The organism is Endozoicomonas sp. ALD040, assembly GCF_049275945.1.
Classification (GTDB): Bacteria; Pseudomonadota; Gammaproteobacteria; order Pseudomonadales; family Endozoicomonadaceae; genus Endozoicomonas_A.
This window is the reverse complement of sequence record NZ_CP184829.1, coordinates 3,968,093-3,994,775: the sequence shown is the minus strand read 5'-3', so window position 1 is coordinate 3,994,775 and position 26,683 is coordinate 3,968,093. Positions and strand designations below refer to the sequence as shown.

Sequence of the window (26,683 nt, the reverse complement as noted above, 5' to 3'; positions counted from 1 at the left end):
TAATCAGGCACATACTATTTTGACATCATTATGTTGATTTGGTTCCATGGACTTAATTGCACTCGCCCCTCAAGGATTAAAGACTTGCGAGTAAGGTTTGCCACCAACAGGAGCCTGACCAAGAATAGACTGCCCTGCGCGGCAACAGCTCCTGCGTTGCTCTAGCTCCTGCATCCATGCAGTCGGCGGCAACTGCTCCTGCGTTGCTCTAGCTCCTGCATCCATGCAGTCGGCGGCAACTGCTCCTGCGTTGCTCTAGCTCCTGCATCCATGCAGTCGGCGGCAACTGCTCCTGCGTTGCTCTAGCTCCTGCATCCATGCAGTCGTTCGGTAGCGAATAGTCGTCACATCGCCGCAGCAAACCGGCTGAGCAGAGTTCCGCCTCCCAAAAGCCACTTGCTTTTAAACCCTGAGTCCGGCATGTTGTAGCGCTTTTCTTACCCTCATTAATATAAGTTGCATAAGGGGATATCTATGCGCTCTCTTTTAAACGACTTTTTCAGCCTCTCTGAGCGCTCAAGACTGCATCATCGCACATGGCTAAACAGACTCCTGGCGTCAACTCTTGGCTTTTTCATGGTCGCTTCAGTCTCAGCGGCTGAATCCAGAGCAGAACAGGCCACCCTGCAGATACCGGCCAAATCTGAGTTACTGGTTCTTGACGGCACCAATGTCAAAGACCTCGACTTCAAAGTGGAGGCTAACAAGCCCATTTCTCTTACCAATGTGCGCCATCAGATTGTTTTCCAGTTATCTGATACCGTCACTAACGGCGGGGACCGAACTCGCTTTACTTCCAAACCTTTTGTCCTGACCTTCCATCCAGCAGCTGGCAAGCACTACAGCATTGATGTTCCCGACCTGAGAGACATTCGTCAGGCCGAAGCTATCAACAACAACCCCACCGGCAAGATTTCATTGAAGGATGCCAAGGGCGAAGCCGTTCCCTATGAATTTGCTATTCTGCCCAGCAAGGGTATCCAGTTCGGCCGCAACTATGCAGCAGACGTCCAAAAGTTTAATCGTAGCGACAGCCCTGCAGCGGCCAGCGAATTTTCAGGTATGGGTGTCTTCGCAGAGACAAACACAGGCTTTGCCAATGCGACTCAGAATGAGGAAATCTATGGCTCTGCTGCCAATAAAAGTGACGAGGCCAATATAAGTGCCAGCATGCTGCGTTACTGGTTTGAAAAAGCCGATCCGAAAACCCGGAAGACCTTCGTCAACTGGGCCCGGGAACAGGTCAGCCAGTGAGACTCGACAAATTTCTTTGTGAAAGCACCGAACTGAGCCGCTCAGAAAGCAAAAGGCTTTTGAAAACCGGGTCGGTGACCGTGGAGGGTACCGTCGTCAAAGACCCTGCCTGCAAGGTTTCTGACGATGCTGAAGTTCTTCTGGATGGAGCACCACTCACTCTGGTGGGATTTCGTTACATTATGCTCTACAAACCGCTGGATACCCTTTGTGCAACGCCCTCAGGAACAAGAGCCGAGATGTATCCATCCGTTATTAATCTGCTGGATGTCATTAAATCCGATCGTCTCAGGATTGCCGGTCGGCTGGATGTCGACACCACTGGGCTGGTACTGATTACAGACGACGGTCAGTGGTCTCACAAAATCACGTCACCGGTTAAAAAGTGCGGAAAACGTTACCGGGTAGAACTGGCCTCGCCTCTGGATCAGTCAGCCATCGAACAGTTTGCGCAGGGTGTCCAGCTGCATGGGGAGAAAAAGCCAACCCGCCCCGCGCAACTCGAATTTATTTCTGATCAGGAAGTACTGCTGACGATACATGAAGGCAAGTACCACCAGGTCAAGCGCATGTTTGCGGCTCTGGGTAATCGTGTAACGGCCCTTCATCGGGAACAGATTGGCTCTATCACGCTCGACCCTGATCTGAAAACGGGTGAGTGGCGCTATCTGACTGAAAACGAAATTCACTCCGTTCAGGAAGCCACCACCTGACCCCGGTTAAAACTGGACGTCGCTGGTGCCATACCCACGGAAGGGTCGATTTTGTTACCTGCTACTTTTGCGATCGTCGCCATCATTGCCAGATGGTGAGTCAGATGACTGCTAGCAAAGACCAGCTCCCTTCCCAGGGTGGATTTTAATCGCACGCTGCTGCTTTCTGACAAAAGTACCTCGGTTTTGATTTCAACATCTAAATCCAGATCCCCTGCTTTCAGCGCCTTTAACCATTGCTGCAAATCTTTTAACTCTGCCAGACCCGCATTCTTTTCATGCTCCAGCAACAGCCCCCGACGTCTGAGATCATAATCTACCGATTTATCAGAAGAAGAACGGATAGCTTCATACAGATCCAGAACATGACGCAAGTGCTGCCCGACGGTACTTTGGAAAAGATCGGAGTCCCTGAATCGGTAATCATCAGCGCTCAAACCAGAAACAAAACCGATCATCTGTTCAACTGTTTCCTGATTGCCCCGGAGTATCCGCTCAAAATCATTACGCATGATAAAAATATCCTTTTCTCTTAACTGTCTATCGAGTTTTTATCAGAAATTATTTTTTCCGCTCATGGCTTCTCTATCTACCCTGACAGTTCCGGCCTGCCAGCTATAGCGGAAATAAACCAAAGCTAAAATGGATGAAACAAAGTACACAGCCTGAAGTGCCTCCAGAGGTGCTTTTCCCTGATGCAGGAACAGAGCTGTAATAATAAACAAAACAGTTACACCCAGTTGCGAGCAGTAACTTTTCAGTAAAAGGTAGGTATGGGTATCCGTTTTATCGGAACGATCAAAAAACACTTTGTTGAATGACAAACGGAACAGGCTGGTCAGGAAAGCAATGACGAGAATAAATGCATACTGCTGCTGTGTTGAGAGCGTTTCATCGACCATTCCCCTGAGCAGCCAGCTGAATGCATAAAGAAATATGGCCCACCGGAAAAGACGGATAGCGGACATACGGTCAATAAAAGTCTGTATCAGTTTAAACAGGGCAGCGACTGCGATTGCCAGAATCACCATCATTCCACCCAGCTCAAGCAGACTTTCTCTGTTGATAAAATAGAGTGAGAGAGTCCAGAAATAACTTTCCAGAAAAAGAAACAGTCCATCTACAAAAAACACCCCGCAGGAGCCAAAACTATCACGAAATCGGAGCACTTCAGAGACACGGGCAGCCGGTGCCGAAAACGCTGTGTTGATTGCAACAGCCACCTTCGTTTTGAAAGTTTGAGCAACACCTGCAGTTGAGATCAGTGCGCTGAGTAGAAACAGAATCCAGTAACTTGATTGCTCCAACAGAAATGCACCCGCCACTATGCCGATTTTAAGCATCACTGCTACCAATATCTGGAAGTTGCCAAAGTGCTGACCGGAATTCCGATTATGACTGATGGATTTGAACAGCAGACGTTGAGCCATCCAATAGAAACAGCCATAAATACCATTCAGAATGGCCAGCAGAATAAGTCCTGTGGCTCCGCTGTCTGCTTGTTGTTGAAAGAAAAACAGTCCCGCCACCAGCAGGACCTCAGTCAAAAACGAAGCCCTTACGGCCCAGACGCTGCCTTTTCCAGATCTCAGGTTTTCCCAAACCCACAGGGTAAAAAGATAAGCCAAACCGGACAGGGCAATAAATACAGCTATTTCGGTCAGACTATAACCCTGTTGCCATAACAGAGTGGGCATAAAGAACGGCAACAGACCGACCAGAAATGCGTGAATACCTGAGAACTGAAAAAAGTAATGCACTCCAGTCTCCTCTGTCTCAGAAAATATCAGTCTGAGCGATCTGGAGTTTATTCAGTTCCTCAAACACCCCGGAGATATCTTCTTTTTCTCCATATCTGGGGTAGTCGTGCATTTTCACGTAAGGACGAGAGTTCACCTCCAAAAGGATGCATTTCTGATCTTTATGACTATGCTCTATGCCTTTTTCCATGATGACATCGATACCGAGAATATTGGCATCGAAAGTAGCCAGCACTTTTTCCATCAGTCGTATATTCTCTCTGGCCAGATTAGTGACCGGAATGGTTTCAATAACACCGCCGGGTGCCAGGGCAATTCGATGGAAAAGCTTTACCTGCTCTTGATCAGCCGGAACGGAATTCAGATCAAAGCCCTGTCTCGCTAAATAGTTTCTGGTTTGTTCACTTTTCTGAAGCGGGTACATGCAATCCAGAAGCCCCATCTCCTTTCGAATAGTATTCTCCTGATCGATCAGGGTGCTGATCGAGTCCTCACCATTTCCGATAACAAAAGGAGCATAACGCTGAATCACAGACACCACTTCACCGTTCGCCACCAGAACCCGATAGTTTTTTCCTTCCAGATACTGCTCTACAACACTGGCAGGCCACCAGATTTTGGCCAGCAAAGCCGCTTTCCATAACTCCCGATAGTTGCGAATGGGAAAATAGCTGCCTCGTGAGAAACCGCCGACATTAGGCTTAACCACCAAAGGAAAGCCATGCTGCCTGGCAAAGCGAATAGCCTTCCATGGATTAATGAAAATCTCACCACGGGCATGGGGAATATCATTTTTATTGAATGCCGCTCTTGCCTGAGCTTTTGAACGACAGCTCTTGCGAACTTCCAGAGAGTTGTACTGAGTGCAACCATTCATAAATTTCTGGCTGATGTAGCTGTAAACCGCTTTCCTGATAAATTTCACAGCACCATCTCCTCTTCGGTCTTGGCTGGCAGCTTTTTAAAATTCAGCCGGTTCAGGTAAAACAGCTTCCTGAAGAAAATAGATTTCCGTTTACGGGCTTCTGGAATTTCACCGGTCACCTGCGCCAGTTGACCAGTCAACTGACCTATCAGCCGCAACTTCTCGAAAGCCCCCAGATTCTTGCTTAACAACACCAGAGGCATTGGCAGGAAGAGATTGATTTCAAAAATTTTGAACTCTCCTTCAACCAGCGCTTCGATGCTGTCTGCCCGGATACCATAGCGAGCCATTCTGAACGGCCCGGTCTCACTCAAATGCATAGCCAGCTGATCGGCCTGTTTTCTATCCAGCTCGTGGGTTTTGTCCAGATAAAACGTTTCGCTGTTGTAGATACCATTGACAGGATGTTCATCGTTGCTGGTATTCAGAACCTGGGTTACGGACAGTGTTCTAAGGCACTTTGTGGAATCCGGGGAGCAAATCACAAACACTTCAAACTCTCTTTTCCCCTGGGCACCTTCCTGAATCAGATAGGGCACACTGTCCTGAATGCGATTCGCTCTTGCGGCCTCCAACTGAATTTCATTATCGACCCGTATAACCCCGGCGGAGTTCTGTCCCCATTCAGGTTTCAGAAAAACCGGGTATTGCTCCGGCCTTATACCATCAGTATCCAGGCTCTGTTTCAGGCGCCACCGTCTGGGAATGGACTCATCCATATCAAGTTTCGAGTACAGTCCTTTGGCGTCATTGAAGTAATCGGCATTCAACTGAAAAAACAGCCAGGGCTTTACTCTTTGTCTCAAGGCGTGCCAGATAAATCCCAAAACCAGCAACGTACGAACTATCATAATGATCACTTCCAGATTTAGTGTCTCCGGTGAGTTAAGGGTTAGATCTTGCCAGTTTTTCTTCTTTAACCAAAGAGAAGTTGGCTATCGCCATGATCAGCCCCAACACCAGGATGGATACAGCGGCATAGAACAGGGAGCCGCCGTCACTTTTCCCCTGGTGCAATACCTCTATTCCCAGAGGTGTAGCAAGGTGGAAGAAAACCGCACCCACCATGATACCAGACGCTGCCAGCCCCCCGAGACTGTGTATCAGACTCTGGCTGATTTTGCTTTCATTGCGACTCAACTTATTGTTAATGAACAGTATGACAGGCAGGAACAACAGCAAACTGACGGATAATTCTGCAACTCCAACAACAATAGCACCGTAACTACTGAACCACTCACCCATTGAAACACCAATAACTCCCTGCATCCACTGACCAATAGTTCCAAAGATATGCCGGGTATCCGGATGCCCACTGAACTTGTAGGGCAGGGAGAACAGAAACACCTTGGCTATCCAGAGGACAGTTAACCAACTAAAAACTTGTATCACGCGTTTTTTCATGGGATCAATTCCATTTCTCAAAAATCTAAAAGTCCTTTCACCCGATTTAAAGTGATGTGACTCATCGTACTAATGGGATAGATGAGTAAAGTCTCAGATCGCCAGCGAACCAGACTTTACTCGGAACTTGATAAGCTTTAATTGATCACTTTCGGCCAGTTATCATCAGCTTTATTGATCAGGTTTTTCTTATCCTTGAGCCATTTTTTCTGAACGGAACTATTGTAATTCAGGTAAAGCTTACCATCTTCGATGGTCCATTGCTGAGGATCAGCACTGGCAGTCTTACCTTGAGCCACAGCCCATGCACAATAGCCGCCATACTGAGGGGCGTACTTTTCCGGAGACTCCAGAAACAGCTTTTTATGTTCTTCACTGCTGAAGTACCAGGTAGCCCCTTTATAGCGGGTAGAAAATTTATCGGAACCTTTTACCGGCTTACTATCAGTAAAATAAGCCACCGGGTCGTAGCCACTGACAGCCTTGTCGCTGAAAAGCCCGGTATAAATCTCGTCTTCGGCCATAGCCTGCATCGAAAAAACCAGCGTCAGAGCCATGATCAATCTGGCCCATACGCCTCCAGCTAAAGATAAGTGATTTGCTCTGGTCATTTGCTTTACCTCTTTGATATTCGAAAAAAATCATTGTCCTCTTGGCTGAATATACGCTAAGACAAATTAAATAGTTTCAGAACAAAGAAATAAAAATCAAACACATCAAAACTGTCATTCAGTTTTCAGTTATCGATGCATGAATACGTGTTTCAGGGGAGGCAACGAGGTGGGAATTGCGGGGTTCTACAGACTCAGGAAGCCTGTAGAATAGCTCGATAAACCTGTTTGGCAGTGATCATTCGGGTCTGTTCCGGATTCCGCCCGGCAAGAAGTGCGACAGAGGCCCGGGCCTTGCCAAAAGCCTTTATGGCATCCAGCAACGTACACTGTTCTTCCAGGAAAACAACCTGTCTGGCCAACTCTCCAACCGTTTTATCGGCAAGGCCATTAACCAGACAGCTAGTGATATGACGATAGTGTACAATACCCACTACTTCGCCATCGCTCACAACCAGGTAGCGCTTGTAGGAATGCTCGCAAATGAATGCCTGAATGTCCTGCACTCTGGAGTCAGAGGCAAGCCAGACCATAGGACCATCTTCAGTGGTCAGGGCTGCCAGAGTCTTCTGGTTCATTTTCAGGGCCAGCTCTGCCATTTTACGCTCTTCACGTTCTATCACGCCGGACTTATTGAAATGACGAATGATGCCTTTCAGCTCGTCGCGACTGGGCTCCTGAGTATTCTCAATCCTGAACAGTCTGGCCCAGACCAGCGTCATCTTGAGCATTGGCCGAAGCAGAAAACAGATAACTCTTACGAAACGGGCAGAATGATTGAGTACGGGCTCTGCCATCTGAACCGCAAAGAGTTTTGGCAAAATTTTGGCAAATACCAACATGCAGTAGGTCAGAAGAGCAGTGAATATGGCCAAACCGGTGTCATTAAAATGTCTGGCAGCAATAGCTCCTATCATCGAACTTCCGGCAATACTGATCAGCGTGATCAACATGACCATGGAGGACAAATGAGCCTCCTTGTTCTTGATAATGTATTTAATGTCGGCCTTGTTAACAGGCTTGTGTCTGAGAATTGTGGCTAACCTGAGATCATCAACATAAATAATGGCAGATTCAATAACCGAGAGAATAGCAGTAACAGCAACAATCAGGCAGGCAACAGCAACAACAAGAAGCATCCTTGCTCCTCCATTTTTTTAATCTGTGGGAATAAACCTTTATCGGTCACCTAATTGATAAGTTTAAGTTAAAAATCTCATGACGACAGGCTGATTTCACGACTTGCAGACAGCCTTTCTTATTTTGAAATAGAACGCCTGAACAGCTACAGGCACTTAAACAGCCATGAGCGTAAAAGTAGTGAAAAGAAAGTCCTTTTCTTACCACGGCCTCCAATTTCTTTATTATTCTGAGCCTACTTTCTATCCTAAATCGAACTTTCCTGATTACACAACCTTTTTCCTGGACTCCTGCTTTAACTTTGAGGGTGACTTGGACTTGTAACTCTTGCTCACATACTCAGGTTCCGTGATCCCCAGTCGTCCATTAATCACCACCGTTAATCTGAAAAAGAGATTGCAAAGCATGTTGGCAAAGCGGTGCAGAACATCCGGAACTTCTATGCCTTCAGCATCCACCAGAACCATGGCTCTGATCGCTTTTTTACTGAGCGAACGACAGGAGTGAAGCAACTGAACGGGTCGAGGTCCGCGAGGTAAAACAAAACCTTTTATTCGCCCGACAATCTCTTCCTGATAACGATCAAAATACCCGGCGAGCCATTCTATCTGCTCTTCAAAGATGGCTTGTTTCCCCCGGATAGACGCATTAAGATGAAAAATTTTCGGCTGCAGTTCGCAGAGAAAATCGTAGATATCCCTGAACCTTTCATCTCCTTCCAGCTCATAGATAGCTCCGCCCAGTGTCGTACAAAGCTCATCGGTAATAATTTCGTGATCACACAAAGGTGAATGCTCGTAGATGAAGGGATAGCATAGTTCCCGGACGTCTTTGGATTTTTTAAGTGCCATATTGACTACCTTATAAAAAAGCTCTCACTCCTGGAAAAGAGGGTGAGAGCTTACTTAACATATGACAGACGTTAGTCGTACGAAAATTGACTTACAACTCAGGAGTCCAGGTCAGAGTTACAAACGCCCCCAGAGGCTGCCCCCTGTAGCCATCAACCGGCTGATATTCTTTATCGAAAATGTTCACCACTTTCAATCCGGTCTTCAACTCAGAAGTCAGCTTATAGCTCATGCGCAAATCAACAGTTCCGAAACCTGCAACTTCTGTCGTATTGGCAGCATCTGCATAAGACTTGCCTTGCGCACGGAAAGTAGCACCTAGCCCCAATTTATTGAACTGCTTGTCAAAGTCCAGAGTAAAGAGCTCTTCAGCTCTATTACGTAGAACCTTACCCTTATTCACTCCAGAACGATTTTCCGGATTAAGAAAAGAAACGCTGGAATTGACATCCCAACCCATAGCACGGGTCTTGACTATTAGCTCAATCCCTCTGATGCGAGCCTGATCAATATTAATGGGCGTGTAGGTGCTGTCTAAAGCAATCATATCTTCCATGTTGTTCTGGTATAGAGAGACGGACCAGTCAGCAACAGCCAGAACACCTTTCAGACCCACTTCAAAATTTTCAGACTTCTCAGGTTTCAGATTGGGGTTATCATAGCCCGGGTAGTATAGGTCACCCAGTGTTGGTGCTCTGAAGGCAGTGCCGTAGGAAGCCGTGAAGCGCATTTCATTGGGCAAAGCCAAACCGTAGGAAGCACTACCGGTTGTGTTATACCCATACGCCTCATTCTTGTCTCTTCTCAGAGCTACCTGAACGTCCTGGTTACCTATTGAGGAATGGTTTTGAACAAACACGCCCGCGTTGTATCTAGAATCTTCCACATAAGCAGTACTGCCATCGTATTTCTCATTAGAATAATCAATGCCTGCTGTCAGCAACTGGTTCTCATGCCAGGCAATATCATTCTTCCAACTGGTTGAATAACGCATGGTTTCACTCCAGTAACTGTCTGAAGTTACACCTGTTTTATAGTTTTCTTCCCTTGCCTGGGTATGCTCTTCGGCATAACCGGCCTCCAGTCGTGTACCCCAGATATCATTTATAGTCAGATCAACGAAGGAGCTGATGTTGGTTACCCTGAAAAGATTATAGGGCTGGGTGTCATAAGAATAAGCAGAGTTATTGTCATACTCAGACTTACCCTCTGAGTGCTGAAAGCTAGCCCCTGCTATCAAGTTACCTGAAAATTCGTTAGAAACACTACCAAACACAGATTTGTTTCTGTACGCGTCATTATCACCATCACCATTCGTTTCAGTGAGCGTAAAATCGTACCCACCTGTCTCATACATGTTTGCCCCAAGGTTAAAACGCAAACCTTCTGACTGACCGCTGTAACTCAGACCATACTCACCGGTGTTTCGGCTGCCACCACCCACCTTGACTTTCAGATGAGGCTTTCCATGGCCCTTGCGAGTGAAAATCTGAATTACACCACCTATTGCATCGGCACCATAAAGGCTGGAGCGAGGGCCCCGAACAATCTCAATTCTTTCGATATCTTCCGGGTCCAGATATTGAAGAGGTGACACACCTGAGCTGGCCGAGTTGATCTTCTGTCCGTCGACCAGAACCAGCGCTTGAGCGGTCTTTGTCCCCCTGAGATAAATACTGGACAGGCTGCCTGCACCACCGTTTGTTGCGACCTGCATACCCGGTGTTTTACTGAGCAATTCCGGCACACTGGTAGCCAGACTACGCTCAATTTCTTTCCGCGTAATTACAGTAACCGGAGCCAGAGCCTCATCCACAGACTGAGCAGTTCTGGAGGCTGTCACAACCACTTCCTCCAGCTTGATAATTTCTTCACTGGCCTGAAGCGTGCCAGCCAGACCTGCTGTGGCCAGAGCGACTGCAATACGCAATGTGTGGGACATGGGATTATTCCTTGTGTGTGTTTGCTGGCGTCTTTGAAGCCCTGGCAAGACTTTCTTTTCTGACGCTCTCGAGTTGTTGGCAAAGGGATTCGGCAGCATCCAGAGCCCGGGGTGCTGGCCTGGATATCAAATTGCCCGGCACGGTAATCAGATGGTGCTGTTTCACTGCCTGAAGATCGCTCCATTTCGACCAGCGCTCTTCGATAGCTTTACCGTCTTTAAGATTGCTGGAGCTGACAATAACCTCTGGGTTCTTGCCAAGAAGGGATTCCATGCTGACTTTGGGTACCCGTATTTTTGAGTCGGCATAAATATTTTGTCCACCACAAAGCTCTATCACCTGCCCGATAATCTGGTTCCTGCTGATACTCATCAGCGGTTTGTTCCAGATCTCATAAAAGACAGTGACAGGCTTTTTAAACCGGTATTTTTTCTTGATGGATTGGTAACGAGCCAGAAACCTTTTGGCTTCTTTATCCGCAACCGCAGAGGTACCAAACAGCTTGCCCAGGCGCCTGATGACCGATGCGATCTCAGGAAAGCTTAGCGGATCAATGTAGAAAACCCTGACACCCAGTGACTCCAGCTTTGACGTCACTTTCGGGCTGTTGCCTCCTGCCCAGGCCACCACTAAATCTGGTTTCATAGCAGCAATGGCTTCAACGCTGACATTGGGAAAGCCACCTACTCGGGGTACTTTAGCGACTGCGGGAGGGTAGTCGCTGTGATCATCGACTGCGACAACTTGCTTACCTGCTCCTGCAGCATAGATCAATTCTGTTGAACCAGGAGAAAGGCTGACTATTTTTTTGACGGATTTGGGGGCACAGACTTCCCTTTTCAGGTCGTCTTTTATGCAAACCTGTGCTGCCTGCAACAATGTCGTATGACCAGAAATTACAAAAGCAGCCAGCCAGGTAGCAGACAGAAGATACCCTTCAGCGAAGCGCAGCACTTTTGCGACAGCCTTCCCGAGTGATGAACAATTTCGTTCTCGACTTGTTTGATGCAGATGCCTCATGGAATCCCTGAGATCGATGTTTCTCAGGGCGGCAGACAGTCGGCCAGACACAAAGTTCCAACCGCAGAATTATTCTGACTTGTCTCTCTTGCTCAAAGACTTGTCAGTTTCCGGGGAAGATATGAATTTTCCCAACCGCCAGGTGACCCGCCCGGTTAGAAAGCTCTATAGCTCAGAGCTTCCATGGTTGCTTTACTGAAGGCAGGTCTCCTGGCTCCGGGATCAACATGCTTTTCTCACCTTCCCGGACCTTGAATCCAGTGGTTTAGAAAGCCTCCAGGGGCTTTCTTGAGAACGCATTACTCCGTCACAGTTGCGGGCACAGCCGGGTTTAAAACCCCGTTCCCTATCGTTCGCAAGCGGATAATAGACCGTTTCGCAAACAATCCACAGCGTCTGAACATGTCAGCACTTTTTATGCGCTGCCGTTGCCACCGTGGGACCTTCGTAAAGGTCGGGCATATTACCCGAACTTTCGTGTTAATTCACCCCTCTTGAGAAAGGCGACATTAACCCTGAACTTTTGATTTGGGAGAGGGCTGCCATAGCACCTCTCCTTCGTTCTTTCTGGCACAATGCCTTGAAAGCACATACATCACATCGGACAGCCTGTTGAGAAAGGTAATGAGAGGGGCATTAATGTCGACACCAGATTCACGCAATCGGACCACAGCACGTTCGGCCCTGCGCGAAACCGTTCTTACCATATGACAATGACAGGCGGCAGCCCCGCCACCGGGCAATGTAAAATTTTTCAATGGTGGTAAATCTTCATTCAACTCGTCAATCAATGTCTCCATGACTGTCGTATGCTCTTCCTGAATCAATTGATATCCGGGCATGGCCAACTCTCCACCGACATCAAACAGCCTGTGCTGAATCTCGCTGACCCGACTCAGCTGCGACTCGGTCAAGTCATCAGACTGCCTGAGCACATTTAGCAACATACCCATCCAGCTGTTTGTCTCATCAACGGAGCCAATAGCTTCAATCCGATCATCCGCTTTTGACAGAACATCACCACTGCCAATCCGGGTGGTTCCCTTATCACCAGTACGGGTATAAATTTTGGTCAGCCGATAGCCCTTGCGCTCTTCTGTCATCTTAAATATTCCCTCAGACGTAATTATTTGAAGTAACGAAATATTTTTCACTGATAAACAGCTAACAATTTGTTCAAATCAATATTCTGCTCAACAGCATCCGCCATTCTATTAATACCTTCTTCCCTGAGCGCTTCGTAGTCCACTGCCGCTAATTGCCTGAGACCAGACCAGGTTAAAAAGGCATTACAGGCTGCCGTTGTTTCAAAAATGCCATGCAAATAAGTACCAAATATCTGGCCATCTTCAGACATGACACCGTCCACCCCCTGTTTCAGTTGAATGAGAGGATTATCAAGAGCCGAACCCCGGGTAATACCCGCATGAATTTCATAACCGGTCACTGGAACCTTTTCCATATCGGGAAGAGAGAGGCAACCAGCCACCTGTTTCAGCTGCTTTTGGGGGGCTATTGTGGTTTCCAGGTTCAGCAACCTCAATCCTTCAGTGCTGCCAGGTTCTCCTTCGATACCCTGAGGGTCATGTACAATATTGCCGAGCATTTGATAGCCTCCGCAGATGCCCATCAGCTTTCCACCATATCGCAGATGCCTGAGAATATCCTGATCCCATTCATTCTCTCTTAGATAGTCGAGATCAATCCGGGTATTTTTGGTACCGGGAATAATAATCAGATCCACCGGAGGAATGGGTTCGCCTTTGCCAACAAAGTGAATCTGAACATCAGGTCTCAGCCTAAGGGGATCAAAATCAGTGTGATTACTGGTACGGGTCAGTATAGGCACCGCAATTTGTAAAACTGAATCATTATCATGAGAAACCTGTTGTGACTCAATTGCATCTTCAGCCTCCAGATGCAGGCCATGAAGATAAGGAAGCACACCCAGCACCGGCTTACCCGTTTTTTTCTCGAGCCATTCCAGTCCCGATTCCAGTAGTTTGATATCACCTCTGAAGCGATTGATTACAAAACCGGCTACCCGTCTTTGCTCTGATTCCGACAATAGTGCCAATGTTCCATAAAGATGGGCAAAAACCCCGCCTTTATCGATATCAGCAACAATAATGACCGCACAGTCGGCGGCCTGGGCAAACCCCATGTTGGCAATATCCCTGTCACGCAGATTGATTTCTGCCGGACTTCCCGCCCCTTCAACCAGCACGAAACGGTATTGCTCTGCCAGCCTGCGCCAGGATTCGAGGACGCACTCCAGCAACCTCGGTTTGAATTCATGATAGGTCTGGGCATTCATTTCACCGATAGAACGTCCATTGACGATCACCTGTGCACCTGTATCGGAGTTAGGCTTCAACAAAACCGGATTCATATCTGTATGGGGCTCAAGACCCGCCGCTAATGCCTGCAGCGCCTGGGCTCTGCCAATTTCGCCGCCATCCTCGGTCACCGCACTGTTCAGAGCCATGTTCTGTGGTTTGAAGGGAACCACTGGAATACCCCGCCTGCTGAAAGCTCGACAAAGTCCGGTAACCAGCGCACTTTTCCCCGCATCACTGGTGGTTCCCTGAACCATGAGAGTCCGTCGCCCGGGCGGTATTGAGTGATTCATAAGTTCCAGAATGGCAGTCCTGACAATAAGGTGAGGCAGTTTGATATTGTTCAGTGGATGGATGCAAGCGCTTTCTTGATGCCCAGCATCATTTCTCCATGGGTTACATCAGTGTTCGAAAGCCCCCATCACTGAAAGCCGGACAGATTCGACTCATAAATCTATTTCGGGTCAGGCTCTATCTGTTAACATACTTGGTAGTCCAACTCCTAACGAATCCAGCCCGAGCATGAGTCGATACTTATATTCACTTTTATTGTACCTTTTGGTGCCCGCTGTCCTGATCAAGCTGATTCTGCGCACTAGAAAATCTCCTGCATATGGTCATCGCTGGGGTGAACGCTTTGGTTTTATCAAAAAGTTGCCCAATGACAAACCCGTCATATGGATCCATTCCGTTTCTGTGGGTGAGACCATAGCCAGTGCGCCCATGGTTAAAGCCTTGATGAATCAATACCCCAATTACCGCTTTGTCGTCACCACCATGACACCCACCGGCTCCGAGCGTGTTAAAAAAATATACGGTGACCGTGTTTCTCATGTCTATTGCCCCTACGATTTGCCAGACGTGCAAAACCGTTTTTTAAATCGGACTCACACCAAAATGGCTTTAATCATGGAAACAGAGCTATGGCCCAACACCATTGCCGCCTGTAAAGCCAGAAACATTCCCGTGGTTATCATCAATGCCCGGTTGTCAGAGAAGTCGGCCCGGGGTTATGCAAAATTAAGCTCGCTGACTCGAAATATGATGCAGAACATCCATCAGGTAGCCTGCCAGACCGAGAATGACGGTGAACGATTCAAACAACTGGGCTTGCCTGCTGAACGTCTGGCCATAACCGGCAGCGTCAAGTTTGATATGTCTGTGGATGATGAGATCAACAACAGTGCAGCTTTGCTTAAATCCACATGGGAATCGGGATTGGGCCACAAGACAAAAATACTGATAGCTGCCAGTACCCACGACGGCGAGGACAAGCCGGTTCTGGATGCTTTTCGCAAAGTGCACGAGAAATTATCCGATACTCTGTTGTTGCTTGTTCCCCGACATCCCGAACGCTTTGACCGTGTTTTTGAACTGTCAGAAAGTCTCGGGTTCATCACCATAAGACACAGTCAGGCGACAGAAACATCTGCAGATACCCAAGTAATCATTGGCGACACCATGGGTGAGCTGATGAAGCTGTATGCAACATCAGACATAGCCTTTGTCGGGGGTAGTCTGATTAAGAACGGAGGTCATAATATGCTGGAGCCCGCCGCCCTGGGGATACCTGTTTTATCCGGTCCCAGCGTTTATAACTTCACAGATATCAGCCAACAGCTAGAAGACGCTGGCGGTATGAAAACCATACAGAACTCAGATCAACTGGCAGCAGTCGTATACGATCTGCTGACAGACGATGCAGCCAGAAAAAAGATGGGCGGCCAGGCTCAAAGATTTGTGGAAGGTAATAGAGGTGCATTGCAAAAGCTTTTGAAACAGGTGTCAGAAACCATTGATCATCTTGACTGAGTGGCCACAGAAAGTACACTGATCGCCTGACTGGACATCAGAGCCAACTCACCTGGACAGAGTCGATAAATGTCTCGACTCTGGCTCCTGCGTCGTTCTACCTCATGAATCCATTGACTCGAAGCGCACCTTTTAAATTATCGACCTCCGGTAGAATACGAAGTGGCAATTTAGCCGTAGGACCTGTGTCTATTTTATCGGGGGAGTATCATGGCTCACTGTGTTCGCCACCTTTGCTAAAAGCATTAGCTGCCATGCCAGTTGTCAGCGCTCGAACTGTCTTCCAGCAAACAAAATTCAGAATAACCGGCTTTGCAAATATTTTTTACTATTTCTAAATATTTTGTCTTCAGCATAGCTAGAATAACATTGGAACTGTACATTGGAAGTGAGGATATGTACCCTTGTGTAAAACTATTAAAAGGGATTAACAGACATTCATGATTTCTTCCGCAATTTGCATCGGTGTCCAGCTCATCATAAAGATCAATCATATTTAATAGCCACAACCCTAATTCTTCTTTCACTTTAACTTCTCTTCCAATATATCTATTATCATCCGCTAAATCCAAGATATATATTTTATCTTTATCTTCATGATATTTTTCATTCCTGGTATTTCTATCACTAAGATGTAGCCTTACAGATCTATTTAATATGACATCTATATCGTGACTAGGAGCCTGACCGAGAATAGCGCCCGTAGCGAGGACGGCAGAAAATTGAGGATGAAAATTCGGTTTTGTGAGGAGAATAGCGAGCTATTTGACGAACAAAAGCGGATTTTCAGACCAATTTGCTGCCGCCGCAGTAGGGCAGTCTATTCTCGGTCTAATGGGATGGTCCGCCCCTCCTAAACGGCTTCAAATGAGCCAAAATGGAGTTAACCATTTAAACAGGATTAACCGGAGCGAACCACCCATGACTATTTCAGTACTTGGTATCGATATTGGCAAGAACAACTTTCACCTGTTTGGTGTTGATGACCAGGGTAGCAAAGTCATCAGAAAGAAGTTGTCCAGGAAGAACCTTTTGGAGTACGTGGCAAATCTGGAGCCATGCATTATCGCTATGGAAGCTTGTGGTGGTGCTCACTATTTGGCTCGGTTATTCAAGAACTATGGGCATACTGTCAAGCTGATTTCACCTCAATTTGTCAAGCCTTATGTCAAGACCAACAAAAATGACTACAACGATGCTGAAGCGATTGCAGAAGCAGCTTCACGGCCCAGCATGCGTTTTGTACCTGTTAAAACGTCAGAGCAGCAGGCCTGGCAACTTCTGCACCGCTATCGTCAACAAGCGGTTGATCAGAGAACTGCCCTGGTTAACCAGATCCGGGGGTCACTATTGGAAGAAGGTATTGTGGTTGCCCAGGGTATTGGTAAAGTTCGTGCACAGCTTCCACGAATTCTGGAAGATGCTGAAAATGGACTCCATTCGCTGACTCGTGAGCTGCTACATGGTTTATCAGAAGAGTTGGCCAGTCTTGACAAGCGTATTCAACAGTATGACCAGAAAATTCAGGAGCTGGCTGAAAACGACGACGAATGTCGTCGAATGATGACTATGCCGGGTATCGGAGCCATCACTGCCACAGCATTGAAGGCAGCCGTTGGTGATGCGACGTATTTTAAATCTGGTCGACACCTTGCCGCATGGTTGGGATTAGTTCCAAGACAGCATTCCACAGGCGGTAAGTCAGTCCTGCTGGGCATCAGTAAACGGGGTGATAAATACCTGCGCACATTATTGATACACGGCGCACGTTCGGTACTCCACTGCCTCAAAAATAAGGATGACCGCTGTAAAAAATGGGTTAGCCAACTTAATGAGCGCAGCAATCACAACGTTGCCGCCGTTGGTCTGGCTAATAAAATGGCTCGGATTGTCTGGGTCATCATGACCCGAAATGAAGTTTACAAGGCTGCATAATGAGGTAAAGGCGGCAGCGGCAAAGTAAAGCATAAGCTTAATCAAAGGGGAACCCCCCCGCAGATTGCGATGAGCATGTACAGTTGATGGCAAACAGGTAAAAACCGGCAACCTGAAACCTGATAGGAGCCTTGGCCCTTGAGGCCGTCGGACTGATAAGGCCAGGTTGCGCGGATACCCATCAGGGCCAGAGGGTTAGACCTCATGAATAGGCCGTATATATGATTGCAGTTATCTTTGTTTGCTAATTAACAAAACAGGCTCTTGCAAAACGGGGCGGACCATATAAGGCTCCTAGGCTTTTCAGGGTCAAGATGATTAACTGATAAAACCTGCCCGTAGCGATAAAATGCTTTCTTCAAGGTTTCTTTTCGTTAAAATACTTACTGTAAATATCTGATAATGTTTCACCAGGAACCCAGGCATATCTGGCAACCAAATGTTTTTTATTTTCCAGAATAAAGGTTTCACCTTTTTCAGGAAATACCAGTTCTGCATTTTTTAAACCAAGCCATGAATAATTCTTATATTCTTTCTTTAATTTCCACTCAGTATCAAAATGAGTGTTTTCACATGACTCGCAGTCTTCTCTTGTAATTTTAACAAACCATCTTTTGTTCAGAGATATAACAGAAAAGACTTTTTCAACCTGGCCGCCAGAAGTCTTTATTTCTTCTATCTCTTGTAAATGATCATCGAAAAGTATTCTGACGGCATTATAGTATGAATTAACTTTTCCAAAATCTGGCAATTTTGGAAGCCCTTTAAAATCTGCTTTTAAAGAAAAAGGATACATCAAGCAGAACAGAAATATTACCAGATGCTTTTTAAACATTTTTTCGACTCAAGTATTTTTATTGTTATCGGTATTTCAAAAAATAGCTTTACCACTCAACCTCAAGGCAGCCAAAAAGTGAATTAGATGCTCTTGCCAGGCTTTTATTGTCGACGGTCATCTCATCAATAGGGGAGTCTAAACTACTGACTGCATCATTAAGTGGTGATGTATTAGCATTGTATGAATACAAAATAGAGATAATAAAAGTAATTCGAGTTATTACACTTGCTCTGTGATTTTTAACGCTTTAGATCTATGGACAAAATAATAGCGCTGAAACCAGCGCTATTATTTTGTCATCCAAGCCTGTTTAAACCAAAATGTCTCTGTCAGTTAGCACGACACTGGGCAGGAATGGACATCTCCTCTGAAGACACTATCCAGTTATTCAGCTGGGTAAGGTCTTCCGGATTCAGGGTACCTGCTGTCTGCTTCAGCTTCAATGTGTTCACGATAAAGTCGTAGCGGGCATTCAGGTAATCACGCTGGGCAGCAAACAGTGTCTTCTGGGCATCGAGAACATCGGTAATGTTACGGGTACCAACTTCATAGCCGCTCTCTGTCGCTTTCAACGCACTTTCAGAAGAGACAATACCCTGACAACGGGCTTCTACACGAGCGACATCAGAATTGACGGTGCGGAACAGGTTACGGGTACCGGAGTTAATCTCGCGCAACGCCTTGTCGTAATTCTGCTGAACCGATTCCATCTGGTAAGTCGCCTGGCGAACCTGGGAGCTGGTTGCACCACCGGCAAACAGGGGCAGGTTAAATTTAACGCCTACCACAGTCTGGTCGCCATCACCGGTCCTTATCCCGTTACCTGTAGTGTCTGCTCTGGCAGAGTCTGCATCACTGGAGTTGTAGTTATAGCTGGCGAAAGCATCAACAGTTGGAGCATGGCCTGACTTCTTGGCCTTGATATTGCTCTCTGCGGCTTTCAGGCTTTCACGTGCGGCCTCAAGCTGCAGGTTATTCTTGAGCGCGTTGTTGACCCACTCATCAGAGACAGCAGGTGTGGGAGCAGTAACGGGCATGGTTTTATTGAGCTTGCCAATGTCCTGAATATCCTGATCGACGATTGTACGCAGAGCCTCATAAGACACTGAAAGATTGTTTTCAGCGTCAATCCGGACTACTCGAGCATCGTCGTAGCGTGCTCTGGCTTCGAGAACATCAGTCTCAGCAATAAGACCCACATTATAGCGTTCACGAGCCTGATCCAGCTGCTGTTTGACCGCTTTTTCTTCGGCTATGGCAGTGGTCAGACTGTCTTCAGCTCTCAGCACATTAAAGTAGGCTTCTGAAACCCTGAGAATAAGATTCTGCTGCTCATAGCCAAAAGTAACTTCTGCCTGGGCACTTTGAAACTTGGCAGAATCATAACCAAACCAGCTGGCCATATTGAACAATGGCTGACTTAAAGTAGCTCCCCAGGTATGAGAGTTATAATCGTCTTTAACGTCACTGACGGCTGCCTCGAGAGATGTTTTGTTGTACTGAGTTCCACCCGACAAAGACAAATTGGGCAGCAATAGGGCTCTTGCCTGGGTGCTACCTTCCTGAGTCGCCATCATATCGGCACGTGCAGCGGCCAGCTGGGCATCATTTTTCAACGCCAGATTATATACTTCCAGCAAGTTGTATTCAGTCTCAGCCGCTTGGGCAGACATAATTGAGCTGGCCAGGGCTGCCAGTAAAAAGCCTTTAAGATAAGTTTTTGGCATATCTCCAGTTCCTTGAAAAATGGGCCCGAAAGCCGAACAATAATGTCGGTTTACCCGTTGTTACTCAAGCGCAACTCGCTGAATTTACACTAGTTTACCTGTCGTCAAAAGCAATAAACTCAATGTGAAAAGGTTTGAACTGGCTTCTTAATACAGGCGACCATGAATCCAATAATTGTTTGATCAGGAAACCGACACCGAATGGTCATCCATTGTCTTATAGTTAAACAGGTAATATTCCATGCTGAACATGAACTTTAAGGAATCCGTTGTTATTCAAACCGAAAATCAGCAGTGGCAACCAAGCCCCGCCAGTAAAGTGTTCCGTAAGCCACTGGCTCGGGAAGATAAGGAGTCAGGACATGCCACCAGCATCGTTCAGTATATTGCCGGTGCCAGTTTTCCTGCGCACCCTCACCCGGATGGTGAGGAAATTCTGGTACTCTCAGGAACTTTTTCCGACGAAACGGGAGATTTTGGTCCAGGTAGCTATCTGCGAAATCCACCAGGCAGCCAGCACGCGCCTTTCAGTAAAGAAGGCTGCGTGATATTCGTGAAGCTATGTCAGTTTGATCCGTCAGACAGGCAAACTGTTCGAGACAATATGTTCGAAGCCCTGGGCCGGAATGATTCAACCGGTGTTGCTGAAGTGTTTCTATATCAGTTTAAAGATGAGAAAGTTTCTACCCTCAGAATTCCTGCAGGGAAAACCCTGTCTCTGCAAGACAGGTCTGGAGGAGTAGAAATACTGGTTATTTCTGGTAAGCTTTCGACGACTTCAGGAGACTGGCCTGCTGGCACATGGATACGAACCCCACATTTTAATTACGATCTTGAACCGGCAACGGAAGACACTATCGTTATGATCAAGACTGGTCACCTTCCTCTTTAGCACGGCCATGCACTACAATTGAGCATATGGACACCAGGACAGAAAAGGCTCGCTACAAAGCCGACCTCATCAAGCAGCAAAACTTGTGTGAAAGGAATTTTCATAAACTCATGCTTCTGCTGCCCGATCTTGAGCAAAAAGATAACGTTGCTCTTTCATTTTATTTCGCTGGCAAGAAAGGACAGGCATGGTTTCAGGTGCTCGAGCGGGCTCCTTTTACGACCGTTCTGCAAGTCGATCTGGATGCAGCCTGGGGTGAGTGGCTGAGGCTGCCCGAGTTCCGAATCCGAATTTATCTGGATGTCAGAATGGCCGAGATCATCAGTGTTAATAAAGAACGACACTTCAAGGCTATCTATCCTTATCCCAATGAAAAGATGCTCATGCCTGACGAAAAGGAACAGTTGAATCAGCTTTTTTCCGAATGGCTGAACTTCTGTCTGACTCATGGTTTAAGTCAAATCTGATATGAACTGAAGACGTGCGAAGAGTGACTGCTTTATTCTGGCCTCCCTGATAAAATTATGAAGAAGACTCGCTGCACCCATTATGAATTATCAGAGGACCTATGACCGGAATACGCATCATTCAGTTAACGGATACCCATCTGTTCGGCTCTTCTGATCGCAGATTGATGGGAGCAGACACCAATCAGAGTTTTCTGGACGTTTGGGAGAAGATTCAATCCTCGTCCTTTAACCCGGACATTTTCCTTGTCACCGGAGACCTTACCCAGGACGAGAGCCTGGAATCCTACCAATCGTTGAAAACGGTTCTGGATACCAGTGAGAAACCTTATCTCTGGACTTGTGGAAATCATGATGATGCTCAACTGATGCAACAGGTCAGCCCGCAAGCCATGAGTCCTTATCTGGATTCAGGCTCCTGGCAGATCATTATGCTTAATTCCCAGATTCCGGGGCAGGTTCCGGGCTTTTTATCGGACAAAGAGCTCCAGCTTCTGGAAAAACACCTCTCTGAGACCCCGCATAAACACACACTGGTGGCTTTTCACCATCCGGCCTACACCATTGAGAGTCAGTGGTTGGACGCTATCAGCCTGAAGAACGCTGAACAGTTTATGAGCCTGATCCAGTCATACTCGAATGTCCGGGTGGTTATCAATGGTCATATCCATCAGGAACGGGATCAGACCATCAAAAATACCCGGTTTCTTTCTACCCCTTCTACTTGTGTCCAGTTCAAGCCTGAATGCGATAATTTTATGCTGGATGACCGCTGGCCAGGCTATCGAGAGCTTGAGCTAATGCCTGATGGCACCTTACATACACGGGTGGTTCGACTGGAAGGCTACTCTTTAAAACCGGATCTCACTGCTAACGGCTATTGATAACCCCCTTCAATATCAGCATTTTTTATTAGAACCCTGACTGTTTTTTTCTAGATTGATAATTAGGAGTAGTAAAAAAGGAAGTAAGATTATGTCCAGGGTTAGGTCAATGCAGTTCGATGACCAGGATAAGATCTTTTGGGATTCAGGTCAGGAATTCAGAAAGAGACAAACCGCCAAGGAACGCTGCAAGCAGAGAAAGAAGAAATCCATTCGACAAGGCATTGAAGATTATTGGGATAAAAAGTCCCTCCGTCAAAATCTCGCCGATTCCCACGACGATTTAGATGACGATGACGATTACAGTCAATGGGATGACATCGAAGGTGAACAACCCAGACATTGAAGTTAATACAGTGAAGCCGCCCGAGGCGGCTTTTCTTATAACTTCAAGATTCAAGAAAGCGCATCAAAGTACGAGCGACCAATTCTGGCTTTTCGGCATGCAACCAATGTCCTGTACCGGCAATTTCTCTCATGGCTGCTTTTGGAAATCGTTTAAGTACTTCTTCCCGGTGTTCTGCGAGAATGTAATCCGAGTTACCGCCTTTCAGGAATAATACATCACCTTCAAAAGACTCCTTTCCGGAATGACCCGCAGAAATATTCAGGTAGTTATGATGAATCGCTTCCAGGTTCATTCTCCAGCGGTAATTTCCCTCGTCATTGCGATAAAGGTTCTTCAGAAGAAATGTTCGAACAGCCAACTCTTCTACATGCTGGCGCAGAGCATGATCGGCATCGCCACGCTTCTGTATAGTCTCAAGATCAACAGCAAACAAACCTGCAAAAACATCGTCGTGCCGTCGCACCCTGTAATGCACGGGAGCTATATCCATAACAGCCAGCTTGTTTACCCGCTCAGGGTGAGTCAAAGCCACTTCCATAACGACTTTACCGCCCATAGAGTGCCCGAGCAGGTGTGCTTTCTCAATCTGCTGATCATCCAGATACTCAACGACATCGGCAGCCATGACAGGATAATCCATTGCATCATCATGGGGAGAACGACCATGGTTGCGTACATCCAGACCGTGTACCATGAATCTTTCTGCAAGCTGCCGATTGATAGCCCCCAGGTTTTCCTGTGATCCAAATAATCCGTGCACACTAACCAGGTGCTCACCTTCTCCCTGTTGTCTGGCATACAATTTCATGGGTTATTTAATCTCTCCTTTCGTCTTGCAGCGATCCACGCAGGATAAGGCATCATGCTGGTTGACCACGTGGACATTGTATTTCCTTAAGATACTTTATCAGTATGGTCTTTCTTCAGTAATACGGAAAAAGCCTAAGACACTCCCTCAGACGTAATGCTAGTCTGAACTTTATGACTTCACTATCTGGTAAGGACACCATTATGAAAGGCTCTCAATGGCTCTGCGGCCTCTTAATCTCGGTATTTTGTCTGCCTGCCTGGTCTGCGCCCCCCTTAAAACCCGAACTGCTCTCCGAGCAGGTGCAGGCAGACAAAGAAGGGTGGTGGAAAACTGGTTTCCTGGTTGGCACGGTTTCCTCAAAAGGCTGGGAAGTGGGCTTTATCTGGGAATCCGGAGAGCTGGAAGTTCTGGCAGGGAAAGGCACCTTGAATGGCACAAACTACCCAGCCAAAACCTACGAGGTATCGGTACAACCTGAATTTTATTACCTCTGGGACAAACTGAGAGTTTCCAGGAAACCTTTAGTGATCAGATACCAATATCCATTTTGGTCTAACCCCTTCGCTACTAACAGTGGTTATCGAGTGATTGATGTCCAACCGGTTGAGAGCAGCTTTTCCAAAACGCCTTCATTTACACAATACCCTAATGGCATAGATTTAAATCCGACGATAAAAAATTCAGGAACCTACACTCAGCGGCAAACATTCGGCCTGGTGCTCCATGTAGCCCGTTGGCTACTGAACCACAAATGTACGGTATACCTTCATTTGGGTGGCACCGCCAGGAGTCTGAAAAGCAGGCCGACTTATAAACCGTCTCTTGAATACAATGTCGATAAGCGTGAATATGAACACAGAACGGTTTTAACCTATGAAACTTATGAAGTAGAAGTGCCTAACGTTGTTAAGTTATACACGGACAGCGAAGCCATTTGTCGCTATGCAGAAGATTCCGCTATATCGCAGTCAGAAGTCTATGTTGAATACTATGGAGTAAAAGCCCAGGCTGATACCGCGACGTTCTCAATCCTCAACTCCATCCATGTTGCCCCCCCCTTCGACGAAGAAGAAAATTAATGATTCAATCTGACGTAACAACGGCCTCTGGCCTGATACGTCAGAGCACTTGAAAACCTCGAAAACTGATTAAACCGAAACAGCCGCCCTGATATGAGGATGAGCCTGGTAATCAACCAACTCAAAGTCATCAATAGTAAATTCAAACAGCTCCCTGATGACAGGATTCAACTTCATTGTTGGCAAGGGAAGTGGCTTGCGGGTTAGCTGCTCTTCTGCCTGTTCCAGATGGTTGGAGTATAGATGGGCATCACCAAAGGTATGAACAAAATCCCCCAGCTCCAGGTCACAGACCTGGGCAATCATCATGGTGAGTAGTGCATAAGAGGCGATATTAAAAGGCACACCCAGGAAAATATCAGCACTGCGCTGGTAGAGCTGGCAGGACAGCTTGCCGTCCAGAACATAGAACTGAAACAGACAATGACAGGGAGGTAAGGCCTGCTTACCCATCGCGGCATTGTCTTTAGGGCTGAACTTTACGTCCGGCAGCACACTGGGATTCCAGGCACTGATGACCAGCCTTCTGGAATCTGGATTGGTTTTTATTTCATCCAGCAGCCACTGTATCTGATCAAACGTTTCTCCGTTTACACCTTCCCAGCTCCGCCACTGCTTGCCATAAACAGGGCCCAGATCACCTTCGTCCGTCGCCCATTCGTCCCAGATTCTGACACCGTTTTCCTTCAGATAGGCGATATTAGTGTCGCCCTTCAGGAACCAGAGCAGCTCATGAATAATGGAGCGCAGGTGGCACTTCTTGGTGGTAACCAAGGGGAAACCTTTCGACAGATCAAAGCGCATTTGATAACCAAAAACACTGTAGGTTCCAGTGCCGGTCCGATCAGATTTGAAAGTTCCTTGCTCTTTTACATGACGCAGGAGATCAAGATACTGTTTCATGACATTGATCCTTTATTTTATTAACGCTCATGGCTGTTATTAACGCTCATGGCTGACTTCCTTAGCGGGCTTGGGTTTATACTTTTTCAACCAGGCCCGGTCATCCTGATTCTGACCATCCACCAGTGGGAACTTTTTATAGGCTACCACCATAAGCGCCACACCCAGAAAAATCATGGGCACTGTCAGCAACTGCCCCATGGTCATCCAGTCAAAAGCAATAAAGCCCAGCTGCTGGTCGGGTTGCCTTACGAATTCTACGCAGAAGCGTCCGATGCCATAGATCAACAAGAATAGTCCCGATACAGCCATACGGGGACGTGGTTTGGCCGAGAACCACCAGAGTGCTCCAAACAGGATGACACCCTCAATAACAAACTGGTAAAGCTGTGATGGATGTCTTGGCATCCGGGAGGGGTCTGTCGGAAATACCATAGCCCATGGAACATCAGTTACCCTTCCCCATAGCTCACCACCTATAAAGTTACCCAGACGGCCCATACCCAACCCCAGTGGAATGAAAGGGGCAATAAAATCCGTCATCTGAAAGAAGTTCTTGTCAATCCTGCGACCAAAGAGGAATACGGCCAGCAGAACCCCCAGCAGACCACCGTGGAAAGACATGCCACCTTCCCAGATACTGAATAGCCAGAGCGGATTTTGCAGAAAATAATCAAAGTTGTAGAACAGCACATAGCCCATGCGCCCACCTACTATGACCCCGACAGCTATGTAGAACAATAAATCCCCGATTTGTTCGGGATTCCATAAGCCGTTTGATTTCCTGGCTCTCTGGACCGCAAGCCACCAGCCTCCGGCAAAACCCACCAGATACATCAGGCCGTACCAGTGGACTTTGAGTGGCCCAAGGCTGATCGCAACGGGATCAATTTGAGGATATGGGATCACAGGAGGATTCCGGATAGTTCTCAAGGTTTGCTATTACACACCCCTCTCTCTCAGTTCGAGTGGAGTGCCATGGATACGAGTTGGACCAGTGTATCAGCTGTACAGAGGAGTGAGCCA

Annotated in this window: 27 protein-coding genes and 1 riboswitch; of the genes, 9 read left to right on the top strand and 18 right to left on the bottom strand. The window is 47.0% G+C overall.

The window, feature by feature from the left end; translation table 11 throughout:
- Positions 1 to 474: 474 nt before the first annotated feature.
- On the top strand, positions 475 to 1,254 hold the full coding sequence (locus ACOJUN_RS14660; RefSeq protein ID WP_422132683.1) for a DUF2057 family protein: 780 nt from the start codon (positions 475 to 477) through the stop codon (positions 1,252 to 1,254).
- Positions 1,251 to 1,967 (top strand): 16S rRNA pseudouridine(516) synthase RsuA, encoded by a 717-nt coding sequence (rsuA, locus tag ACOJUN_RS14655; RefSeq protein WP_422132682.1) that lies wholly within the window; start codon positions 1,251 to 1,253, stop codon positions 1,965 to 1,967. Before ACOJUN_RS14660 ends, rsuA begins: the two co-directional genes overlap by 4 nt.
- On the opposite strand, the gene ACOJUN_RS14650 is transcribed toward rsuA, so the two are convergent.
- The 12 genes from ACOJUN_RS14650 to ACOJUN_RS14595 form a co-directional block, all read right to left on the bottom strand.
- A complete protein-coding gene (locus tag ACOJUN_RS14650; protein WP_422132681.1) occupies positions 1,949 to 2,479 on the bottom strand; it encodes a DinB family protein in 531 nt (176 codons plus the stop codon). The genes rsuA and ACOJUN_RS14650 overlap by 19 nt on opposite strands.
- Before the next feature lie 42 nt (positions 2,480 to 2,521).
- Positions 2,522 to 3,727 carry a hypothetical protein gene (locus ACOJUN_RS14645; protein ID WP_422132680.1) on the bottom strand — a complete coding sequence of 402 codons (1,206 nt, stop codon included), beginning with the start codon at positions 3,725 to 3,727 and terminating at the stop codon, positions 2,522 to 2,524.
- A gap of 16 nt (positions 3,728 to 3,743) precedes the next feature.
- Complete coding sequence (locus ACOJUN_RS14640; RefSeq protein ID WP_422132679.1) at positions 3,744 to 4,652, bottom strand: cyanophycin synthetase; 909 nt, start codon at positions 4,650 to 4,652, stop codon at positions 3,744 to 3,746.
- Positions 4,649 to 5,503, bottom strand: a complete 855-nt coding sequence (locus ACOJUN_RS14635) for a hypothetical protein (protein ID WP_422132678.1) — start codon at positions 5,501 to 5,503, stop codon at positions 4,649 to 4,651. The genes ACOJUN_RS14640 and ACOJUN_RS14635 overlap by 4 nt, the downstream gene beginning before the upstream one ends.
- Positions 5,504 to 5,537: 34 nt before the next feature.
- Positions 5,538 to 6,056: a hypothetical protein gene (locus tag ACOJUN_RS14630; RefSeq protein WP_422132677.1), complete on the bottom strand. Its 519-nt coding sequence runs from the start codon at positions 6,054 to 6,056 to the stop codon at positions 5,538 to 5,540.
- 137 nt (positions 6,057 to 6,193) lie between these two features.
- On the bottom strand, positions 6,194 to 6,667 hold the full coding sequence (locus tag ACOJUN_RS14625; RefSeq protein ID WP_422132676.1) for a YHS domain-containing (seleno)protein: 474 nt from the start codon (positions 6,665 to 6,667) through the stop codon (positions 6,194 to 6,196).
- Positions 6,668 to 6,861: 194 nt separating this feature from the next.
- Complete coding sequence (locus tag ACOJUN_RS14620; RefSeq protein WP_422132675.1) at positions 6,862 to 7,806, bottom strand: CNNM domain-containing protein; 945 nt, start codon at positions 7,804 to 7,806, stop codon at positions 6,862 to 6,864.
- Between the two features lie 267 nt (positions 7,807 to 8,073).
- The gene (locus ACOJUN_RS14615) at positions 8,074 to 8,658 is read right to left on the bottom strand and encodes a cobalamin adenosyltransferase (RefSeq protein ID WP_422132674.1); all 585 of its coding nucleotides are present in this window, start codon (positions 8,656 to 8,658) and stop codon (positions 8,074 to 8,076) included.
- 91 nt (positions 8,659 to 8,749) lie between these two features.
- Positions 8,750 to 10,600 carry a TonB-dependent receptor domain-containing protein gene (locus ACOJUN_RS14610; RefSeq protein WP_422132673.1) on the bottom strand — a complete coding sequence of 617 codons (1,851 nt, stop codon included), beginning with the start codon at positions 10,598 to 10,600 and terminating at the stop codon, positions 8,750 to 8,752.
- A 4-nt stretch (positions 10,601 to 10,604) separates the two neighbouring features.
- Positions 10,605 to 11,672: a cobalamin-binding protein gene (locus tag ACOJUN_RS14605; protein ID WP_422132672.1), complete on the bottom strand. Its 1,068-nt coding sequence runs from the start codon at positions 11,670 to 11,672 to the stop codon at positions 10,605 to 10,607.
- A gap of 132 nt (positions 11,673 to 11,804) precedes the next feature.
- Positions 11,805 to 12,013: riboswitch (cobalamin riboswitch) on the bottom strand.
- Between the two features lie 117 nt (positions 12,014 to 12,130).
- Positions 12,131 to 12,724: a cob(I)yrinic acid a,c-diamide adenosyltransferase gene (locus tag ACOJUN_RS14600; protein WP_422132671.1), complete on the bottom strand. Its 594-nt coding sequence runs from the start codon at positions 12,722 to 12,724 to the stop codon at positions 12,131 to 12,133.
- A 47-nt stretch (positions 12,725 to 12,771) separates the two neighbouring features.
- Complete coding sequence (locus ACOJUN_RS14595) at positions 12,772 to 14,253, bottom strand: cobyric acid synthase (protein ID WP_422132670.1); 1,482 nt, start codon at positions 14,251 to 14,253, stop codon at positions 12,772 to 12,774.
- A gap of 229 nt (positions 14,254 to 14,482) precedes the next feature.
- Between ACOJUN_RS14595 and waaA the strand changes: the two genes are divergently transcribed.
- Positions 14,483 to 15,772 (top strand): lipid IV(A) 3-deoxy-D-manno-octulosonic acid transferase, encoded by a 1,290-nt coding sequence (waaA, locus tag ACOJUN_RS14590; RefSeq protein WP_422132669.1) that lies wholly within the window; start codon positions 14,483 to 14,485, stop codon positions 15,770 to 15,772.
- A gap of 245 nt (positions 15,773 to 16,017) precedes the next feature.
- Here the strand turns inward: waaA and ACOJUN_RS14585 are convergent, their stop codons facing one another.
- Positions 16,018 to 16,344 carry a hypothetical protein gene (locus tag ACOJUN_RS14585; protein ID WP_422132668.1) on the bottom strand — a complete coding sequence of 109 codons (327 nt, stop codon included), beginning with the start codon at positions 16,342 to 16,344 and terminating at the stop codon, positions 16,018 to 16,020.
- A 349-nt stretch (positions 16,345 to 16,693) separates the two neighbouring features.
- Here ACOJUN_RS14585 and ACOJUN_RS14580 point away from each other — a divergent pair, with 349 nt between their 5' ends.
- Positions 16,694 to 17,707, top strand: a complete 1,014-nt coding sequence (locus tag ACOJUN_RS14580) for an IS110 family transposase (protein WP_422132667.1) — start codon at positions 16,694 to 16,696, stop codon at positions 17,705 to 17,707.
- Between the two features lie 358 nt (positions 17,708 to 18,065).
- Here ACOJUN_RS14580 and ACOJUN_RS14575 read toward each other — a convergent pair whose 3' ends face one another.
- Positions 18,066 to 18,542: a hypothetical protein gene (locus ACOJUN_RS14575; protein WP_422132666.1), complete on the bottom strand. Its 477-nt coding sequence runs from the start codon at positions 18,540 to 18,542 to the stop codon at positions 18,066 to 18,068.
- Positions 18,543 to 18,874: 332 nt separating this feature from the next.
- Positions 18,875 to 20,272, bottom strand: a complete 1,398-nt coding sequence (locus ACOJUN_RS14570) for a TolC family outer membrane protein (RefSeq protein ID WP_422132665.1) — start codon at positions 20,270 to 20,272, stop codon at positions 18,875 to 18,877.
- 241 nt (positions 20,273 to 20,513) lie between these two features.
- Here ACOJUN_RS14570 and ACOJUN_RS14565 point away from each other — a divergent pair, with 241 nt between their 5' ends.
- The 4 genes from ACOJUN_RS14565 to ACOJUN_RS14550 all read left to right on the top strand — a co-directional run bounded on the left by ACOJUN_RS14565 (position 20,514) and on the right by ACOJUN_RS14550 (position 22,861).
- Positions 20,514 to 21,164 (top strand): cupin domain-containing protein, encoded by a 651-nt coding sequence (locus ACOJUN_RS14565; protein ID WP_422132664.1) that lies wholly within the window; start codon positions 20,514 to 20,516, stop codon positions 21,162 to 21,164.
- Between the two features lie 26 nt (positions 21,165 to 21,190).
- Positions 21,191 to 21,631, top strand: a complete 441-nt coding sequence (locus ACOJUN_RS14560; protein ID WP_422132663.1) for a DUF1249 domain-containing protein — start codon at positions 21,191 to 21,193, stop codon at positions 21,629 to 21,631.
- A gap of 101 nt (positions 21,632 to 21,732) precedes the next feature.
- Positions 21,733 to 22,515 carry a 3',5'-cyclic-AMP phosphodiesterase gene (gene cpdA, locus ACOJUN_RS14555; protein ID WP_422132662.1) on the top strand — a complete coding sequence of 261 codons (783 nt, stop codon included), beginning with the start codon at positions 21,733 to 21,735 and terminating at the stop codon, positions 22,513 to 22,515.
- A 91-nt stretch (positions 22,516 to 22,606) separates the two neighbouring features.
- On the top strand, positions 22,607 to 22,861 hold the full coding sequence (locus ACOJUN_RS14550; RefSeq protein WP_422132661.1) for a hypothetical protein: 255 nt from the start codon (positions 22,607 to 22,609) through the stop codon (positions 22,859 to 22,861).
- 43 nt (positions 22,862 to 22,904) lie between these two features.
- On the opposite strand, the gene ACOJUN_RS14545 is transcribed toward ACOJUN_RS14550, so the two are convergent.
- Positions 22,905 to 23,672 (bottom strand): alpha/beta fold hydrolase, encoded by a 768-nt coding sequence (locus ACOJUN_RS14545; protein WP_422132660.1) that lies wholly within the window; start codon positions 23,670 to 23,672, stop codon positions 22,905 to 22,907.
- Between the two features lie 173 nt (positions 23,673 to 23,845).
- On the opposite strand from ACOJUN_RS14545, the gene ACOJUN_RS14540 reads away from it, so the two are divergent.
- A complete protein-coding gene (locus ACOJUN_RS14540; protein WP_422132659.1) occupies positions 23,846 to 24,754 on the top strand; it encodes a hypothetical protein in 909 nt (302 codons plus the stop codon).
- A gap of 69 nt (positions 24,755 to 24,823) precedes the next feature.
- On the opposite strand, the gene ACOJUN_RS14535 is transcribed toward ACOJUN_RS14540, so the two are convergent.
- Positions 24,824 to 25,657: a thymidylate synthase gene (locus ACOJUN_RS14535; RefSeq protein ID WP_422132658.1), complete on the bottom strand. Its 834-nt coding sequence runs from the start codon at positions 25,655 to 25,657 to the stop codon at positions 24,824 to 24,826.
- 39 nt (positions 25,658 to 25,696) lie between these two features.
- Entirely contained in the window at positions 25,697 to 26,566 is an 870-nt protein-coding gene (gene lgt, locus ACOJUN_RS14530) for a prolipoprotein diacylglyceryl transferase (protein WP_422132657.1), read from the bottom strand.
- Positions 26,567 to 26,683: the final 117 nt, after the last annotated feature.

What these genes read in the sequence shown, in the direction of transcription:
- ACOJUN_RS14610 (WP_422132673.1), bottom strand. Translation starts at nt 10,600, where the DNA reads ATGTCCCACACATTGCGTATTGCAGTCGCTCTGGCCACAGCAGGTCTG.
- ACOJUN_RS14595 (WP_422132670.1), bottom strand. Translation starts at nt 14,253, where the DNA reads ATGAATCACTCAATACCGCCCGGGCGACGGACTCTCATGGTTCAGGGA.
- ACOJUN_RS14660 (WP_422132683.1), top strand. Translation starts at nt 475, where the DNA reads ATGCGCTCTCTTTTAAACGACTTTTTCAGCCTCTCTGAGCGCTCAAGA.
- ACOJUN_RS14540 (WP_422132659.1), top strand. Translation starts at nt 23,846, where the DNA reads ATGACTTCACTATCTGGTAAGGACACCATTATGAAAGGCTCTCAATGG.
- cpdA (WP_422132662.1), top strand. Translation starts at nt 21,733, where the DNA reads ATGACCGGAATACGCATCATTCAGTTAACGGATACCCATCTGTTCGGC.
- ACOJUN_RS14575 (WP_422132666.1), bottom strand. Translation starts at nt 18,542, where the DNA reads ATGTTTAAAAAGCATCTGGTAATATTTCTGTTCTGCTTGATGTATCCT.
- ACOJUN_RS14545 (WP_422132660.1), bottom strand. Translation starts at nt 23,672, where the DNA reads ATGAAATTGTATGCCAGACAACAGGGAGAAGGTGAGCACCTGGTTAGT.
- ACOJUN_RS14570 (WP_422132665.1), bottom strand. Translation starts at nt 20,272, where the DNA reads ATGCCAAAAACTTATCTTAAAGGCTTTTTACTGGCAGCCCTGGCCAGC.
- ACOJUN_RS14650 (WP_422132681.1), bottom strand. Translation starts at nt 2,479, where the DNA reads ATGCGTAATGATTTTGAGCGGATACTCCGGGGCAATCAGGAAACAGTT.
- ACOJUN_RS14560 (WP_422132663.1), top strand. Translation starts at nt 21,191, where the DNA reads ATGGACACCAGGACAGAAAAGGCTCGCTACAAAGCCGACCTCATCAAG.
- ACOJUN_RS14635 (WP_422132678.1), bottom strand. Translation starts at nt 5,503, where the DNA reads ATGATAGTTCGTACGTTGCTGGTTTTGGGATTTATCTGGCACGCCTTG.
- ACOJUN_RS14550 (WP_422132661.1), top strand. Translation starts at nt 22,607, where the DNA reads ATGTCCAGGGTTAGGTCAATGCAGTTCGATGACCAGGATAAGATCTTT.
- ACOJUN_RS14535 (WP_422132658.1), bottom strand. Translation starts at nt 25,657, where the DNA reads ATGAAACAGTATCTTGATCTCCTGCGTCATGTAAAAGAGCAAGGAACT.
- ACOJUN_RS14620 (WP_422132675.1), bottom strand. Translation starts at nt 7,806, where the DNA reads ATGCTTCTTGTTGTTGCTGTTGCCTGCCTGATTGTTGCTGTTACTGCT.
- ACOJUN_RS14600 (WP_422132671.1), bottom strand. Translation starts at nt 12,724, where the DNA reads ATGACAGAAGAGCGCAAGGGCTATCGGCTGACCAAAATTTATACCCGT.
- ACOJUN_RS14615 (WP_422132674.1), bottom strand. Translation starts at nt 8,658, where the DNA reads ATGGCACTTAAAAAATCCAAAGACGTCCGGGAACTATGCTATCCCTTC.
- ACOJUN_RS14565 (WP_422132664.1), top strand. Translation starts at nt 20,514, where the DNA reads ATGCTGAACATGAACTTTAAGGAATCCGTTGTTATTCAAACCGAAAAT.
- ACOJUN_RS14580 (WP_422132667.1), top strand. Translation starts at nt 16,694, where the DNA reads ATGACTATTTCAGTACTTGGTATCGATATTGGCAAGAACAACTTTCAC.
- ACOJUN_RS14630 (WP_422132677.1), bottom strand. Translation starts at nt 6,056, where the DNA reads ATGAAAAAACGCGTGATACAAGTTTTTAGTTGGTTAACTGTCCTCTGG.
- waaA (WP_422132669.1), top strand. Translation starts at nt 14,483, where the DNA reads ATGAGTCGATACTTATATTCACTTTTATTGTACCTTTTGGTGCCCGCT.
- ACOJUN_RS14625 (WP_422132676.1), bottom strand. Translation starts at nt 6,667, where the DNA reads ATGACCAGAGCAAATCACTTATCTTTAGCTGGAGGCGTATGGGCCAGA.